Below are 17293 nucleotides of genomic sequence, written 5' to 3'. Positions count from 1 at the left end.
TTTTATTTTTTCAACTACTTCAGTTATTATCCTACATTAAAAATAGCCTGAATCATTATATGGCAATCATTTGGGCATTTATTTATTACAATTTATTGGGAAATTCAATTGGCTTAAATATCTGCGGAATGTGGGTTATAATATTTTTCCCATTCTATCAAACTTCGCATATTCCACATCATAATCGGTCAAAAGCTGACTAAAAAACCAAACCATCCCCCAGCTCTGAGGGGGTCAAGACTTTTTGCTCCAAACTCTCGGCAGACAGTCCCTAAACCTTTACTAGAAAAGTGTGTCACGTGAACATGGGGGTACTCAAAGATATGTCCTTTACTTAAGTTGTCAGTGATTAAGAATTTCCACCAATCACGATTTAAAAATGGCACCGATATATATAAATAACACTTATTCTCTTTTGCTACATTCACTAAATCTTTTATAAGTAGCCTAGGGTAGTGAATATGCTCTAGAACGCTAATACAGGTTATAAGACCACATTGAGGTGAATTGCTCCTCTCCCAATAGGTTCCTACTAGCTTTAAATTGTACTTTGTAGAACCATAGATACAGGAATCCTCATCAATATCAAAGCCGATACCTTCAAGCCCTATTTGCTTTGCTGCTAATAATAATGAACCGATGCCACAACCTATATCAATTATAGGACCATCGATAGATGTTTTTTGTTGGATCTTAGTTAAGAGATCCGTTGCCCATTCTAAGTTTCGATCAAGAACAGACTTATGCCATTCCAGTTGAGAAGATACTTTGTTTGGTAATGAGAAAGGGCTGAAAAAAGACTCGCATTCCATGCAATAAAAAAGATCGACTATCTTGTTTTGCTTAGTAGGTAATTCCTTTACAAAGGATACATAGGATGAATTGCAAACAACACACTTTTCGGGCATAGAAATCTTGCTAGCTGACTCAGAGGAATTAAATTGTCTTTGCGATAAGGATTTGTCGTTAACTGTAACTCGTTCCATTAAAAACCTCCTTATAACTTTTCTTGATAAAAACGTGGCATCGGCTACCTAGAGTGGCATCAATTATTTGACGTTTATTAAGCCAGAACTTAGCAAGAGCTATTTTATAATATTTTTCGCATTCTGTCAAACTTGGCATATTCCACTTTGTTCCTGTACTACAATAATTAGAGCTAAAGTGATCGAGATCGGGTTCTAAATAAATCACTTCTTGTCCTGGAATTCCTGTTTTGCAATAGCTATGATCTACCCCAATCAAAATAACAGTATCAAAACCCATATAATATGCTAACTGCATAGCAATGTAAGTTGTTGTTGATCCTTCTTGACACCCTTGTAATAAATCCACACTAAAATTCAACCCAGAATAAGGATGCGTCTTAATAAAAATCAAATTTTCTTGAGGTTGTAAATATTTAATTCCTCTATTGCTGATAAATTTAGTACAAGGAATCTTAGAGATTTCAATATAACTTTGTTTGATCAACAAGTCATTAACAGCGACATAGTATGTAGGGATAAAGTCAAATGTTTCAAATCCTAAATATATTCTATTTAAACCAAAAGAAATTTCATTTTTAAGAAAAGATAAATCCATGTTGTTCAAACTAGGGCCATTACCAATAATTACACAACGTTCACCTTTATGTTTATTCTTATACTTAAGAATTATTTGAGAGGAATCATTTAAAATAGATTCTTCTTTTTTTTGACACTCATCTTCACTAATGCCATTAAATAATGAAACGAGTGTGTATTTTGTATGACTCCTAAGTTCATTTTCTAGTTTTGCACGCCTGAAAATCTCAAGTTTTCCTCCTACCGTACAGTTGACTATTTCTCTGGAATTATCTTCATAAGCTTCCTTAGCAAGACGATAGCTTGCTTCCATATTATCAACATCGGCTGCTTGCCATTTTTTTCCCTTAAAATAATTTGGATCGAAGTGATTTTTGTCGTCATCTTTCTGGTCGATTACATCACCTTCTACAAGATTAGAGGCTTGTTTGTAGCTATGATCGAAGCCGATTAAAAGAATCTTTTTATAACCTAAAGTATAAGCCAACTGTAAGTTAAAAAAACTTACAGTTGAACGCCAAGATATCCATTCTATTGCATCTTTACTAAATTCTGGTCTGAGATTTGCATTTAAAAATAAGGTATTTTCACTCCTGTTTAAGCAGTAGCTTAACCAGAAAGGAAAAACCTTAATTACATTTTTCAGGGAATTTATTTCATAACAGGCTTGTTCTGCAACAAAGTGATTTACTATAGTTAAATAACGAGCATACTTAAGCAATTTTTGATTATAGTAAGCATAATTAGAAATTATTACATCTTGATCATCTAACAAATCCAAATTGATTTCTTGTAAACTCGGCCCGTTGCCAACAACTACACAAGTATCTCGCTTGCGTTGACGTGATAAAACCTCTAAAAACTGTGTACTTTTAGAGAACTCTTTTTCAATTGCTTTAATAGAAAAAAGCCAATCGAAATTATTGCTAACTTGGTAACGCCAAAAATAGTCTTCATTTTCATTAACAGTTAACCATGTATCCCATGCTATTCCTTTTGCTTTTTTCACAGGCATAGTTCTGGTATGCAAATTCTTTAAATAACTATAATTAGAAACGGGTTGAACAATAGGCTTATCAAAAACATTAAGCCGTTTCATTTCTTCATAAGTTTCTTTCCAAGGTTGCTTATTCCGATTTTCAAAAATAATCTTATAAGAAGAATAACAACCATTATAATCATTTAAAATTTGAGCTTTTACCTTGTCAACAAGATGCTTGGTTTGCCCTAAATCTTGACCGGCGTTAATAATACCATCAGTACCATTCACTAAAAACTCTGCGTATCGTTGCGCCCAACGACTATGAACATAGCCAAAATGATGCCACACGGTTTTTAAGTGTTCTATTAAACTAGGGCCTCGTTGACCAGCAGTTTTCATTCCCGGCCACCAACGATGTTCTGATAACAAACAATCTAAATAAGCCCATTTAAATCCTGCTTGATGAATGCGAACCCAATACTCATAATCCATTGTGTAGTTGTAAATATCGCTGGGACCACCAACCCCTTCAAAAACCCTTCTATGTATAAAAACAGATGGTTGAATGATACCTACCTGATAGTGAAGAGTATCAAGGAGTTTTTCAACATTAGGATTGACAAATGCTTTTTTGATAAATTCTCCTTTCTCATCTATGAATTGAGATTTGCCATAGACAACATCTGGTCGATCTGGTTGGTTGAATCTATCCATCACTAACTGTAATATGGAGTCACTTGGATAGCGATCATCTGAATTTAACCATCCCAATACATCTCCAGATGCCATAGCAAAGCCTTTGCAAATAGCATCAGACTGACCTTTATCCGGCTCGGCAACTAGGGTGACACTCTTAGCCTGCGCGGCAATTTCTCGACTACCATCACTGCTACCAGGATCTAAAACTATGTGTTCTAGAGGTTTGAATGTTTGAATAGCTACAGTATTTAAACATTCTGGTAAAAATCGAGCTTGATTAAAGCTCGGAGTAATGATTGAAATAGTTTTAGCATTCATAATTATTGCTTAATAAGTTCTGGTTTAAAACTACGACAAAGTGTGGTTGCAAACTGCGAAACATAAGGTGCTTTATCGATTGGGTCATTATTTGATATGCCGTTATATATTAGATGGCGAACTTTAGGATTTTCAATGAAAGTTGTGTACTTTCCTTCAAATTCCCACCGATCATAATATGGTAATGGTACATAAAATCCTGCTTTTTTATTATAAATATGCTAAGATTTAGCTTTGGTACTTCTGGGATAAATATCGATAGAATGAGCGGAACAACCTCCTGGAAGCAATATACGCTTAATTTCATTAACTACAGTTGGTATAACTTCATCACTGATATGCTCTATAACAGAAATACTAAAAACTAGATCAAAATATTCATCGGGTAAGTTAGAGTGATGCGATCCGAGTAAACCGTCAATAAAAGTCGCACCATATTTTTTTCTTTCTTCAACAGCATTATAAAACCGCTTATCGTCTTTTCCTATGCCCAGATAATTGTTTGATTTATCTATATACCAGTAGTCAACTCCTATACTTTTCATTTCTTTAGCAAAAAATGTGTCATATCCACATCCAACTTCTAATACTTTCTTTGCACGATTAGACTTGATTGTATCGAATATCCAAAGAGTCCCATATTCCTTAAGAGACCAATCTCTAGGATAATCGAAATGAAAATTTGGATATTGTTGTCTTAATCTTAAATAATCTTCGTAGTATCCTAAGTGATACATGATATGGATACCTTATGTTTTGATTGTTTTAAAAAATAAAAAATTGAAGCTTGATTATGTTATTAATCATTTGTTAATTTCCTCCTATTGGTTAAATTGACGTAAGGCGATATTCATGGGTAGTTGTAGCTATCCTCCTGATCGCACAGATTGATCTAATTTATGTAAATGTCTAGCTAAGAGGATAATATAGCGCAATACCACATTTACCACTTCTGCTCTGTAAACCTCTGCGATTCAACTAAGCATACAACATTTGAGTTCCTATCGCAACGGGCAAAACTGCATTAACCCGGGTCATATACAAGCCAACTCAATTACTAGAGAACGTCCACCAAAAGTACACCTTAATTCTGTAAAAGCTAAGGCTGCTTTATTTGCTTTTCCGACTTCATTAATCTTTGCAGATAAATAAGTTTGAATCAGACTATGTTCTCCCTGTGGTATTGGTTTTTGTTCTATTTTTCCATTAATATATTCACTAGAAGGTTTAGTTTCAGGAAATTCTAAAAAATCCTCTAAGGTGATTTTTGTTTGAATTTGATTAACCGCAACCATTTTTTACCTCCTAACAACGTTTGGTTAGTCTAGTGCTTTATTTTTACTCTGTACTTAACCGACAGGTTGCCCCCCCATCCACAACTAACCCTTGACCTGTCATAAACGAAGAGCGACTGTGATCGGCCAGAAAATAAATCGCTTGAGCAATTTCTTGAGGCTGACCCACACGGCCCATAACGTGCTTAGACCCCAACTGTTCCACCAGATCTAGCATATTATCTCCTTGTAAATGCCCCCGACTCAACCCCGAATGCAGCATGGGTGTATCTACTGCACCCGGAAGCACGGCATTGACTCGAATATGATTAGAGGCTAACTCAATTGCTAAGGCTCTCGTTAACGCTAACATCGCCCCTTTACTAGCCGCATAAGCCGCTATATTCCCAGAAGTAGCGATCGCATGAACCGAACTCACATTCACAATAGCTCCTCCCTGAGATTTCATCAAAGGATAAAGCTGACGTACCCCCAAATAAACGGAGCGGACATTGACCGCCATCACCCGATCCCATTCCTTTGGTGTTGTTTCCACCAAAGGTTTACAAACTTGGAGCGCAGCATTATTCACCAAAGCATCAACCCGACCCAACTCCGGTGTCAACTTCTGGGCTATCTCCTCCCAAGCCAACACATCAGCCACATCAGCTTGAAAAAACCTATCTATTTCCACCGCAGAATCAGCCATACTGCCTTGATCGACACCGACCACATACCACCCTTCTCTGTGAAACAACTGGGCAGTCGCCTTACCAATACCGCCTAAAACTCCTGTAATTAAAACTACTAATTTAGTCATTACGTTTTTAAAATACTTGCCTCTTCTAACTCATACCCCACGATAACATTAACCTGATCGGAATTATTGACCCACTTCAAATATCTGTTCTGCCATTAAGTTGAATTCTGGGAAAGTTAGCGATCGCAAGAAATCTTGACTTCTAAATAAATTGACCATATATTCTCCGAGCTTCATTAAATAATCATCTTGCCAATTTGTACTAACAACTTCTATGACTAATTTAATGCTCTTACCTTGAGTAATGACTTATCAAAAAAATCCGTTTTTCAAACTCATGTAATAACAAAAACTGATTTATTTATCTTCAATTTTCGAGCCTAGTTCTGTTGCTATGATATAGAAAAACTTTTTGAGATAATCAAGACTGACACAAATTAAATCTGTTTGCAGCCAGCCGATTTTTAATGTTTTTTTAAATTCAGAAGATTGTAGTTGAGCATAATCTCCATGAAACTTTGCTGTAAATACAGTATCTCCAGTAGAAAGAGTAACATTCTTCAAATCTCTAAAACCTACATCTAACAGTTCAGTCATTGTTGAGCTAGAAGAAAAAACATATCCAGTATCAAAGCAGACGTATTGATGCTTTTGTAATATTTGTAGCAAATGAGGTTGAAATGAAAACTCGATAAACATCATTTCTATCCCTCGTTCAAGAGCCTGTTTAGAACCGTTTAATACTAAAGGTTCAGCACCTTGAACATCCATCTTTAAAAAGTTTATTATACCAGCCTGAATTTCTTCATCAAGAGTTGTACACTCTACATCTATTACTGTTTTAGACCTATCCGCATTACCCCAAAAAGTACCCACTGATGAGTAACCTATCATATCTTTAGCAAAAGACTGATTGCCTTCGCTCACAACTGATGAAACATATAGCTTTCTTGTTTCTTTCTTGTCAGATAAAGCTTTCTTGATAATCTTGACAGTTTGATATTCCTTCAATGTATTTTCTAGGTGAATCCAGTTCCCCGGAAAGGGTTCATAGGCATATACTTTAGCTTGAGGATTGATGTTAAACATTTTCTTGGAATATATTCCTGCGGCTGCACCTGCATCAACGCACAAATTCAAATCTCCAAAAATTTTCTGCCTTAGTTTTAGGATCTTAAATATGTCTATATTCATTAGCTGAATTACATTATTAATCATTTTTTATTTACTCCTTAATTCCTAATCCCTGTAATAAATTCTGAATCGCCATTTCATTCACCTGAAATACAGCTTCTTTAGTATGGGAACTATTATGAGTTCCAAAAATACATTGATCAAATTGACGTAAGGGACTGTTCATGGGTAAGGGTTCTACTTCAAATACATCCAAAGCAGCACCCGCTACTTTCCCAGACTTTAAGGCAGCAATCAACGCCATTTCATCAATTAATGGCCCCCGTGCTACATTCACCAAGCGTACCCCCGGTTTCATTAACTGAAACTGCGGATGACTTAATAAGTGATGATTTTCGGGTGTCAAATTACAAGATAAGGCAATAAAATCCGATTCTTGTAATAACTCCTCAAAAGAAACTGACTGAACCCCGAATTCAGCTTGAACGGCATCAGAAATGGGCATAATATCATAACCCAGAATTGACATTCCCACCGCCACACCCCGTTTAACAATTCCCCGTCCAATACTGCCAACCCCAATAACACCCAAGGTTTTACCCCGTAAAGTCATCCCTGGAAGTTGTAGCCATCCTCCTGAACGCACAGATTGGTCTAATTGATGTAAGTGTCTAGCTAATAGGATAATATAACCCAATGCCACATCCGCCACTTCGTCGGAAAAAACATCCGGGGTATTTTTGACCAAAATCCCTAATTCTTTTGCTGCGTCCCGGTCAATGGAATCAACACCAATGCCCCATTTGGCGACAATTTTGAGGCGTTTTCCCTGTGCCAAAACCTTAGCAGTAAAAGGATCATCCCCAGCAATTACCCCATCAAATTGATCAATAATTTCTAACAGTTCCGCTTCACTCATTTGCTGAACAATATCAGGAACCACAATCTCAATATTTCGTTCTGCAAAAAAAGAACGATAGTGATCAATGGTTTTTTGTAAATGGGGGCAGGTAATTAAAACGTTAAAAGCCATATTATTAGTTCTGATTTAATTCTTTATACAACAATTCAGCCACTTTAAAATCCAATTCTTCATCAATATCCACCGCTTGTAATCGTTCAATTTCAAACATAAACGGTCGCTCTCCAATCNCAATTTCTGCTTCTGCCACATAAGCAAGTTGATAGCCAAGTCCCAGTACCCGTTTAGCCCAATCCAAATCTTCTAAACCTGTTAGGGTTTCATTATAGGGCAGTTGTTGCCACAGAGAACGGCGAATCGCAGCGTTAGCATTATTGCAGAAGGGATGGTCTTGATACCAGTGAGACTCATCAGGAAACCACTTAGCAAAGACTTGATGTTCAGAATATTTACTCTGTTGATTTCCCCGTTGTTTCCCATAAGTTAGGGCAATTTTGGGGTCACGGAAGGGAACTAACAGTTGCTCGATCCAGTCCCGATAAACGGGGTAAACGTGGGCGCTGGCAATCACAATGATATCCCCTGTGGCAGCTTGACACCCCAGATTTAGGGCTCGACCAAAGGAAAATTCCTGGGGCTGGATTGACAAAAGTTTGATAGGATAACGGGAGGCAATAGCAACGGTGGCATCCGTAGACCCAGAGTCTACTAAGATGATTTCAACATCCCGCACACTTTGCTCAATGATGCCACTGAGCAGGCGTCCTATATGTTGTTCTTCGTTATAACATCGGATCACAATAGAGTATTTAATCATAATCGTTATCTGTTCCGAGTATTAGAGTTAGTATAGGAATCTGTGCAAACGGTGCGGAGCTAGTTTTTTTTAGAGCAATAGCTTATTTTCGGAAAGTCAAGACTTAAAACTTTCAACATTAATATACCTTCAGTTTTCCATAATCCTAAACATAAGTTGTTGCCAATCCGGTAAATCCATCAACAAACAAATATCAAAATTTAAACCATTTTGAATAGAAAACTTTTTAAACTGCTCTACCCAGTCTGAAATCGTTTCCATTTTGTAGTAGGGACTATATTCTAAAGACCTGTTGAGAAATCGAGCCATCTCGTCATAAAATCCTTGCTCATACTGATACCAAGCAATCCACACTAAAGTATGATAATGCACTTGCGACTCTATTTTTTGAATAGGTTCGGGTAAATCCCCATGAGCAAAAAATTTATTTAACACATTCAGCAGACATTCAGCTTGAGTTTGGGTGTTTCTAGTCGTGTTCCCCCCATACCTGCGATAGCCCACCGCCACCCGTCGCCACCAAGCTGCTTCACATCCTATTAACGCTAAACGCAACACCAAATCAACATCATGGGACTGGCGCAACTCCCCATCAAACCCCCCCGCCTGTTGTAACCAGTTTTGTCGGATTATCATTCCACTGGTTTTTACAGGTTTGTACATTAACCAACTTTCCAAATTCAGATCAGGAATCTCACGCCAAGGTTCCACATCAATAATTTTATCACCTCCTGCATCAACAATTTGCCAGCCTGTATGCACACTACCCAGACTCGGTTGTTGCTCAAAACAATTAACTTGTTCTGCCAGCTTTTCTGGTACAATCCAAAAATCATCCGCATCTAAAAAGGCAATCAATTCACCCTTAGCTTGTTTAATCCCTAAATTACGAGCGACAGCCGAACCTTGATTCTGTTGATAAAAATATCTAATTTTATTCTGGTAAGACTCTAAAACTTGACGAGTTTCATCCGTTGAACCATCATCAATAACAATAATTTCATAATCTTGATAGGTCTGCATTAAAACACTATCAATCGCTTCAGGAAGAAAGCGATCGCAATTATAAGTCGGAATAATTACACTCACTCTAGCCATTAAAATTGCTGTTAATTAATACGGTTTAAATTATTTATGGGATACCAGTTATTCTCTAATAATTGTTCAAAATTTTCTGATAAATGCGATCGCCCCAAAAGATAAACCCCCCCTGACCAAAGTAGATTTAGGAAGATGTAGCTGACTAAATCAAGCCACTATTAGCTGATCAACAGGCTATCCAAATTAGCCCTAAGTCACCATTAATTTAGTAAATCCAGCTTGCTCAAAATGTCGATCAGATGTAAACGCATCAGTAATACCTTCTTGCCTCATCACAACAAAACTAATACAATCCGTTAGCCCCCAATCTTTGTCAGAATACTGATGGTAAATCGCCCAACCTTTATCCAACAAATTTGGATCTAAAGGGATAACTTGAATCACATCGGTCGCCTTTTTAATCCCATTAATATAAGCATAAGTTTTCTGGCGCAAATTCGTACTGCATAAAGCATCAGCTACTTCTAACAAAACAAACTCTGTTGTCACTAAAGTAATCTTCTGTTGCTTAAGTTTCAACAGAATTTGTTCAGATTGAGCCGCGAGATGATCACTCTGATTAATCAAAGCTATCCAAGCCGATGTATCCACAAAAACTTTATGTCCCTTGATCATCGTGCTTAGGTGTACCATACAAATAATGATCGTGTTGATCTGCTAAATCAGGTATTCCCGTTTCCATTTGACAATCTTCTATAACCGATAACAACCTGTCCCACCCAGATTCAGATTCATCCGATGATACACCTACTGTTGTAGCAGTTGTCGGTGTATCCAAGAATATGATAATAACTGGGTGAAATTCGCCATAAGAAACTTGTTCACTGGGATGAACTACCCCATCTTTAAAAATACCCCTTATTGACTGCATAAAGTCCCCTCTTTCTCCCATGCGAGTTAGACCTCGAAACAATCCCCGCCCAGACTTAGACAGAGAATCCCTTGCTTTATGTTAACATACAAACGCTTCACCGAAGAAAGCGATCAAAATTATACGTTAGAATAATAACACTAACTCTAGGCATGAAAACTTCTGTTAATTAATACGGTTTAAATTATTTGGGGGATACCAATTATCTTCTAATAATTGTTCAAATAAATAAGGACAAACAGTCGGAAATAGACTTTGAGATAAACCTGTTTTTTTACTAACTAAACTCACAGCAACCTGATAGATAGAGTCTAATTCTGGAATTAGCTTGTTTTTTAATGTCGTCGTTAATTCATGACTTAAATCATCTCTAAAAGCAATAATTTCTGCTTGCCAATGCCGATAGTTTTGCTCATACTCTTGCTCCCAGTATTCCAACAAAAGTAAATGAATAATAATCTGCCTTAAAAGACTTCTAACTTTGTTAAATTCGCTTCTTCCCAAACTTTCTAACTCCTCAATTAAACTGTCTAAATCTAAATTGTTAAAATTTTTTATTTTTAATATTTCAATGGTTTTTTGTAACCATAAATAATCGTCGGTTTGATACAAGTCTTGAAGTTGATGTTTAACTAAATTTTCCATATTTTTTTCTCTGTCTCTAAATGCTTAACCTTGATTAGCGATCGCCTTTGGCTGGGCGGAGCCCATCGCATCCCCTAATTCGTTATGTTAATCTATGATCAACAAAATATTAATCCTCTGTTCGAGTATATCCCATGAGTATAACCCTTTACGAACAGGACTTCTATAGCTGGGTTTACCAGCAATCTAACCTTCTACGGGAAGGGAAATTTGAGCAACTAGATTTAGCTCATCTCATTGAGGAGTTAGAAGACTTGGGAAATCGCCATTATGACCAACTTGAATCTCGCTTCATACAGTTAATTGCTCATTTACTGAAATGGCAGGTTCAGTATTGGAAACAGACAAACAGTTGGCGGGCGACTATCCGTGTTCAACGCACCGCTATTACTAAACTACTGAGGCGAAATCCAGGTTTAAAATCCCGTTTAGAGGAAGCTTTGAATGAAAGTTGGTCAGAAGCTAGAGATTTAGCGATCGCAGAAACCGATTTACCCGATGATCAGTTTCCTGAAGTTTGTCCTTTTTCTGTAGAACAAATCATGAGTTCTGACTTTTGGCCTGACCCCTAATGGAAAACCCTTATAGCATTGTATCAAGTTAATTAGGATTAAAAGGGGTATATTTTCCTCCTAATGCTTCAACAATCGTTTTTGTATTCTTAACTAACATTTTAACATAAGTATCTCCCTCACCCCCTGGAGCACCAATCGAATCCGAATATAATTGCTCTGGTGCTAATTTAACACCTGATTCTTCTGCAACGGTTGTAATTAATTTAGGGTTAATGGTGGTTTCTGCAAAAATAGCCGGAACTCCTGTTTTTTGAATTGAATCGGATAAATTTTTAACAGTTTTTGCGCTCGGTTGTTCTTCTGTACTAATCCCAATTAATGTCCCCATTACCTCTAAGCCATAGGCGTGAGCATAATATTGAAACGCATCATGGGTTGTGACTAATTTGCGATTTTGAGGAGGAATGGTTGCTATTTGTTGTTGAATCCAACGATCTAACTGTGTTAGCTCTTGAATTAGTTTCGCTGAATTTTTATTAAAAATACTTTTATCTTTAGGGGATAAAATAGTTAACTCATCCCTAATCTTATTAACCATTAAAATAGCGTTTTTAGCGGTTCCCCAAACGTGAGGATCGGGTTGTGTTTGTCCTTTATATTGAAAATCCAAAGGTTTAATCACTTCTCCCACTGCTACTTTTTTTCCAGAGGTGGATGCAGCTTTCATTAATTTAATTAAACCTGGTTCTAAATTATAGCCATTATAAAGAATTAAATCTGCTTTTTCTAAAGCAATACTATCTTGGGGTACAGGTTCATAAACATGGGGATCTGCGCCCGGTTGTAAAATCCCTTGATGGTCAATTTCATCCCCGCCAATCTGTTCTGTTAAATCCGCAATAATGGTACTGGTAGATACGACTTTCGGTTGATCCTGATTCACAGAATTTTCGGTTATTGATTGAGTACAACTACTTAATCCACTTAAAATTATTCCCAGTAAAACACTGAAAAATCCTACAGATACAGGCTTATGAGTGATTATTTTCATCATTCGGTCAGCTATTTTCATAATTTTTTCATTAATTATTTCATAATTTTTTCATTTTTGCAGTAGACTAGAAGAATAATCCTCCTAAAGTAGCCCCTCAAATTCTTCCGTGATCAGGAAGTCAATGGGGAAACCACTCCATAAAATACAGATAACAATGGATCAAACGGCTATGAACAGTCTAAAATTCCCCCATCCTCTGCACCAGTCTCTCAGTGTCCATCACCTCAGCGTCAACTATCGAGGGGTGGAAGCACTTCGAGATATCAGTTTGGACATTCAACCCGGACGACTAACGGGCATTATTGGCCCTAATGGCGCAGGAAAAAGTACGTTGATGAAGGCCATGTTGGGTTTAGTTCCAATGGGGACGGGTTCGGTGGTGTATGGCGGAAAACCCCTGAGTCAGCAACGCCAACGAGTGGCTTATGTTCCCCAGCGATCGCAAATTGATTGGGACTATCCAGCAACGGTTTGGGATATTGTGATGATGGGGAGAGTACGGAAAACGGGGTGGTTACGTCCTTTTTCCGGGGTGAGTCGTCGCATTGCAACTCAGGCGTTAGAACGGGTGGGAATGGTTGAATATAAAAATCGCCCCATTGGTCAACTGTCGGGGGGTCAACAACAGCGTGTCTTTTTAGCGAGATCTTTGGCGCAGGAAGCAGAAATTTTTTGTTTTGATGAACCGTTTGTTGGGATTGATCAAAAAACAGAAGCCATAATTTTTAGTTTATTTCGAGAGTTAGCAGCATCGGGTAAAATTGTGATTGTGATTAATCATGATTTAGGGGAATCTATTGTTAATTTTGATGATTTAATCTTGTTGAATCAAGAAATAATTGCGACGGGCAATCGTCAACAGGTTTTAAAAGAAGATTATTTACAAAAAGCTTATGGGGGAAGGGTATTTTTCTTTGCTGAAAAAGTTGCTTAACCTCTCCTTCCTGGTTTTATAGGGCTACGCGCTATAAATGTTTTATAAAATTTGGTGCGTGCGCAGCGCTGACGCACCCTACAATTTTTTGAGTTGAAATCCCATGATCAATCTGTTAATTGAACCTTTACAATATAGTTTCATGCAGCGATCGCTGACGATTGCTATTTTAGTCGGAATTATTTGCGCCGTTGTCGGTAGCTATTTAATGGTGCAGCGATTAGCCTTATTAGGAGATGCTATTAGTCATTCCGTTTTACCCGGATTAGCGATCGCTTTTATCCTCAATGCTAATATTTTTATTGGGGCATTTATTGCCGGGATTTTGAGTACCATTTGCATGAATATTATTAGAACTTATTCCCGAATCAAAGAAGATGCAGCCATGGGAATTGTATTTTCAGCGTTTTTTGCCTTGGGAATTACCTTAATTACGTTAGTTCAAAAAGATAATAAAATCGACCTCAATCATTTTTTATTTGGTAATATTCTAGGGGTGACGGTCGAGGATGTTAGAGATACCTTTATTATTACGATTATTATTCTGGCGGTTGTTACCTTAATCTATAAAGAACTGCTGTTTTATACCTTCGATCCCTTGGGTGCTGAAGCCACAGGTTTACCAGTTAACCTGCTCAATTTAGGATTAATGGGATTAATTGCCTTAACCATTGTTGCCAGTTTAAAAGCGGTTGGAGTCATCTTAGTTTTATCCTTATTAATTACTCCCGCCGCTACAGCTTATTTATTAGTCGAACGTCTCCATCTCGTGATGATATTCGGTGTCATTATTGGGGTAATTTCCAGTATTAGCGGAATGTACTTAAGTTACTTTTATAATCTCCCTTCCGGCCCTGCTATTGTATTAGTAACATTTGGGTTATTTGTATTAGCCTTTTTATTCAGTCCCACCCAAGGATTATTAAGAATAAAACATTAAAATTAGGGTGCGTAAGCCTAAAGTACGCACCACTAACCCTTTATCAACAAAAAAATAACCTTTTTAATCTTGATATTCAACCTATATATAGATTGATTCTAAGACATTATTCTTCTTCATCATATTCCTCATCTTCATCATATTCCTCATCCTCATCATATTCTTCTTCTTCGTATTCCTCCGAATCTTCTATAATTTCTCCTTCATCATCAAACCAAACTCCTTCACTAAAATCGAGATCCGTAACGCTTTTTACTGTCCAACAATCCCCATCATTAAATGCAGGATTTGCTAAATATTCATAGGGAATATAACAATAACCATTATCCCCCCAATCTGTTCCCCAAGAATTGCGAACTACAAAGACTTGATAGGGGTCAGAATAGCCGACACATAACATTGCATGACCGCCAATATAATCTTCTTGTTCCGGTTTAGGCATCGGAATTCCCTTATTTCCTTCGCGCATAAAAGATGCAAATAAAGGCAAACCAAAAGCAAAGGGATATCCCTCCGCTAAACAATGTTTCATCGCATATAAATCAACCGGAATTCTTTCCGCTTCCATTAACCGAAAATTGTAAGCTGCATCATAAGCTTCTTGATGAGGTTCATCGAAAACAGCATCGGGATCATAGGGCCAAATAGGCTCAGGACAAGTACCCCATTCCTGTAAGACTTTAATACAATTTAAAATGGTTGTTCCAGCATCTTGATCCACTTCATCATCAAGCGATCGCGCATTATAATAAATGAATAATCGGCTCACATCTCCCGCTTCTCCTAACGTTCGTTTCGCCAAATATTCATAAGCTCCCGCCATCGCATTAGCGGTACAACTTCCTACCTCTCCTTGATCTTCTACATCCGTTAAATAATGTCGTAAATCCACCCGAATGGGTAGTTCTTTTTGAGCAAAACGGTGAGTGCTATATTTCTTTTGTTGATCATTTAGGGGACTGGGACGATAGGCACCCACTTTGACCGCCTTACGGCTCCCATAGTCTACTAGGGAAAGTTTTCGAGTCTGAAGATATTGGCTCATGAGTTATTCTGGGTGTTGAGTTAGATTCCTTTACTTAAAATTTATCGATGTAAATCTAGGAGTTGATGCGCTTTTCCTTCCTGAGTTGCAATGATATCTGGGTCATGGTTTTGAATCAATTTTGCGATCGCATAACGACGAAATTTCCAGTCATTATTACCCAGATCTGGTTTATCATAACGAATATTAAAAGTGAGAATTTTCATAAGCTTTGATTACAGCGATCGCCTCCAATTAAAAAACCGCTCTAAAAAGGTTTGTTGCCAAGAATTATTCGCATATTGTTGTTTTTTCAATAATAAGGCAGCCTTACTATTAACTTCTGATAAGGTAGGATAAATATGAATTCCTGTCAAGGCAGAAACCTTAAGTCGATGGGACATCGCTAAAACAATTTCATGAATTAACTCTCCAGCCGATGAACCCACGAGATGAGCACCCAAAATTTCTCCATTGCCTTTAGTAATAATTTTAGCAAATCCCTGGGGTTTTGCTTCGGCTAGGGCGCGATCAACACTTACAAAGGGTTGTTTTAAAACATAAACATTCTCTCCATATTCTTCTTTTGCTTGCTGTTCTGTTAACCCCACTCTTGCTAATTCAGGATCAGTAAAAGTAGCCCAAGGTATAACTCGATAGTTTACTTTACTAATGGGAAAAAATAGGGTATTTGTTAACACCACAACTGCTTCATAACTCGCAACATGAGTAAATTGATACCCACCAATCACATCTCCGCAAGCGTAAATACACGGATTGGTTGTTTGCAGTTTATGATTAACTTTAATTCCTGATTGACTAATTGTAACACCTGCTGCTTCTAAATTCAAGGATTCAATATTGGGAACTCGCCCCACCGAAACTAAAATTTCATCAGCTAAAATGTTATGGTTTCCAGCAATAATTTTCTTTTTGCCATTTTCAATTTCAACTCGTTCTGCTTTGGTATGATTTAAAATCACAATATCTTCGGATAACAATTGCTCTTGAACCACCTGTGCTGCTTCAGGATCTTCTTTCGGTAAAATTTGATTCCGACTCGATAAAATTGTCACCTTTGACCCTAACCGAGAAAAAGCTTGTCCGAGTTCACAACCAATAGGCCCTCCTCCCATAACGGCTAAAGATTCAGGACAATTTTGCACAGAAAATACCTGTTCATTCGTCAGAAAACCAGCTTCAGTTAACCCTGGAATATTAGGAATAGCTGGACGCGAACCCGTTGCAATGACAAAAGCTCTAGCGGTTAGTTTTCGTCCATTAATACTAAAGGTTTTTTTGTCTAAAAATTGACCTCCTCCAAAAATGACTTCAACCCCTAAAGATTCAAATCGTTCTGGAGAATCATGGGGTTGTATGGTAGAAATAACCTGTTGAACATGACTTGCAGCTTGAGCAAAATTAATGTTATAATTGTCGGTATAAATGCCAAATTTAGCTGCATTTTTAACTTCATAAGCAACCCGGGAAGCGTGAATTAAAGACTTACTGGGAACACAGCCAAACCATAAACAATCCCCCCCTAAGCGATCGCGTTCGACTAAGGCAACTTTGGCTTTCAATTGTGCTGCTGCACTGGCAACAACTAAACCCCCAGAACCCCCACCAATCACTACTAAATCATATTCAACTGCCATATTTTGACCTTAAAATTGTAGATTCAGAAACCGGATTTTTTCAGCTATCTTTCTATTATGCAGGAAAGATTAAGGCAGAA

Annotated in this window: 19 protein-coding genes; 3 read left to right on the top strand and 16 right to left on the bottom strand. The window is 37.4% G+C overall.

Features of this window, described 5'->3' with window-relative positions; all coding sequences use genetic code 11:
- Positions 1-188: 188 nt before the first annotated feature.
- From PL9214_RS08365 to PL9214_RS08305, 12 genes are all read right to left on the bottom strand, one after another.
- Entirely contained in the window at positions 189-986 is a 798-nt protein-coding gene (locus tag PL9214_RS08365; RefSeq protein ID WP_072718303.1) for a class I SAM-dependent methyltransferase, read from the bottom strand.
- The gene (locus PL9214_RS30040; RefSeq protein ID WP_083579919.1) at positions 967-3564 is read right to left on the bottom strand and encodes a 6-hydroxymethylpterin diphosphokinase MptE-like protein; all 2598 of its coding nucleotides are present in this window, start codon (positions 3562-3564) and stop codon (positions 967-969) included. Before PL9214_RS30040 ends, PL9214_RS08365 begins: the two co-directional genes overlap by 20 nt.
- 221 nt (positions 3565-3785) lie before the next feature.
- On the bottom strand, positions 3786-4301 hold the full coding sequence (locus tag PL9214_RS08350; RefSeq protein ID WP_072718302.1) for a class I SAM-dependent methyltransferase: 516 nt from the start codon (positions 4299-4301) through the stop codon (positions 3786-3788).
- A gap of 297 nt (positions 4302-4598) precedes the next feature.
- Complete coding sequence (locus PL9214_RS08345) at positions 4599-4859, bottom strand: Uma2 family endonuclease (RefSeq protein ID WP_083579918.1); 261 nt, start codon at positions 4857-4859, stop codon at positions 4599-4601.
- A 43-nt stretch (positions 4860-4902) separates the two neighbouring features.
- Entirely contained in the window at positions 4903-5658 is a 756-nt protein-coding gene (locus tag PL9214_RS08340) for an SDR family NAD(P)-dependent oxidoreductase (RefSeq protein ID WP_072718301.1), read from the bottom strand.
- A 297-nt stretch (positions 5659-5955) separates the two neighbouring features.
- Entirely contained in the window at positions 5956-6816 is an 861-nt protein-coding gene (locus PL9214_RS08335) for an FkbM family methyltransferase (protein WP_072718300.1), read from the bottom strand.
- 7 nt (positions 6817-6823) lie between these two features.
- The gene (locus PL9214_RS08330) at positions 6824-7765 is read right to left on the bottom strand and encodes a phosphoglycerate dehydrogenase (protein ID WP_072718299.1); all 942 of its coding nucleotides are present in this window, start codon (positions 7763-7765) and stop codon (positions 6824-6826) included.
- 4 nt (positions 7766-7769) lie between these two features.
- The gene (locus PL9214_RS08325) at positions 7770-8471 is read right to left on the bottom strand and encodes a glycosyltransferase family 2 protein (RefSeq protein ID WP_083579917.1); all 702 of its coding nucleotides are present in this window, start codon (positions 8469-8471) and stop codon (positions 7770-7772) included.
- Between the two features lie 129 nt (positions 8472-8600).
- Positions 8601-9569 (bottom strand): glycosyltransferase family 2 protein, encoded by a 969-nt coding sequence (locus PL9214_RS08320; protein WP_072718298.1) that lies wholly within the window; start codon positions 9567-9569, stop codon positions 8601-8603.
- A 192-nt stretch (positions 9570-9761) separates the two neighbouring features.
- Positions 9762-10205: a type II toxin-antitoxin system VapC family toxin gene (locus PL9214_RS08315; RefSeq protein ID WP_245824197.1), complete on the bottom strand. Its 444-nt coding sequence runs from the start codon at positions 10203-10205 to the stop codon at positions 9762-9764.
- On the bottom strand, positions 10171-10443 hold the full coding sequence (locus PL9214_RS08310) for a hypothetical protein (protein WP_072718718.1): 273 nt from the start codon (positions 10441-10443) through the stop codon (positions 10171-10173). Before PL9214_RS08310 ends, PL9214_RS08315 begins: the two co-directional genes overlap by 35 nt.
- 165 nt (positions 10444-10608) lie before the next feature.
- Positions 10609-11088 (bottom strand): DUF29 domain-containing protein, encoded by a 480-nt coding sequence (locus PL9214_RS08305; protein ID WP_072718296.1) that lies wholly within the window; start codon positions 11086-11088, stop codon positions 10609-10611.
- A 134-nt stretch (positions 11089-11222) separates the two neighbouring features.
- On the opposite strand from PL9214_RS08305, the gene PL9214_RS08300 reads away from it, so the two are divergent.
- Complete coding sequence (locus PL9214_RS08300; protein ID WP_072718295.1) at positions 11223-11660, top strand: DUF29 domain-containing protein; 438 nt, start codon at positions 11223-11225, stop codon at positions 11658-11660.
- Positions 11661-11688: 28 nt separating this feature from the next.
- Here PL9214_RS08300 and PL9214_RS08295 read toward each other — a convergent pair whose 3' ends face one another.
- Positions 11689-12675 carry a metal ABC transporter substrate-binding protein gene (locus PL9214_RS08295; RefSeq protein ID WP_367400267.1) on the bottom strand — a complete coding sequence of 329 codons (987 nt, stop codon included), beginning with the start codon at positions 12673-12675 and terminating at the stop codon, positions 11689-11691.
- A gap of 151 nt (positions 12676-12826) precedes the next feature.
- Between PL9214_RS08295 and PL9214_RS08290 the strand changes: the two genes are divergently transcribed.
- The gene (locus tag PL9214_RS08290) at positions 12827-13591 is read left to right on the top strand and encodes a metal ABC transporter ATP-binding protein (protein WP_072718716.1); all 765 of its coding nucleotides are present in this window, start codon (positions 12827-12829) and stop codon (positions 13589-13591) included.
- Between the two features lie 103 nt (positions 13592-13694).
- The gene (locus PL9214_RS08285) at positions 13695-14531 is read left to right on the top strand and encodes a metal ABC transporter permease (RefSeq protein ID WP_072718294.1); all 837 of its coding nucleotides are present in this window, start codon (positions 13695-13697) and stop codon (positions 14529-14531) included.
- Positions 14532-14637: 106 nt separating this feature from the next.
- Here PL9214_RS08285 and PL9214_RS08280 read toward each other — a convergent pair whose 3' ends face one another.
- From PL9214_RS08280 to PL9214_RS08270, 3 genes are read right to left on the bottom strand one after another with little or no spacing between them, the layout of a single operon-like run.
- Complete coding sequence (locus PL9214_RS08280; RefSeq protein WP_072718293.1) at positions 14638-15576, bottom strand: C1 family peptidase; 939 nt, start codon at positions 15574-15576, stop codon at positions 14638-14640.
- A 41-nt stretch (positions 15577-15617) separates the two neighbouring features.
- Entirely contained in the window at positions 15618-15782 is a 165-nt protein-coding gene (locus tag PL9214_RS08275; protein WP_186440310.1) for an endonuclease/exonuclease/phosphatase family protein, read from the bottom strand.
- A 9-nt stretch (positions 15783-15791) separates the two neighbouring features.
- Complete coding sequence (locus PL9214_RS08270) at positions 15792-17213, bottom strand: dihydrolipoyl dehydrogenase family protein (protein ID WP_072718292.1); 1422 nt, start codon at positions 17211-17213, stop codon at positions 15792-15794.
- Positions 17214-17293 lie beyond the last annotated feature (80 nt).

It is taken from the genome of Planktothrix tepida PCC 9214 (genome assembly GCF_900009145.1).
In the GTDB taxonomy this organism is placed as follows: Bacteria; Cyanobacteriota; Cyanobacteriia; order Cyanobacteriales; family Microcoleaceae; genus Planktothrix; species Planktothrix tepida.
The sequence above is the reverse complement of the archived record's forward strand: the minus strand, read 5'-3'. Positions and strand labels throughout refer to the sequence as shown.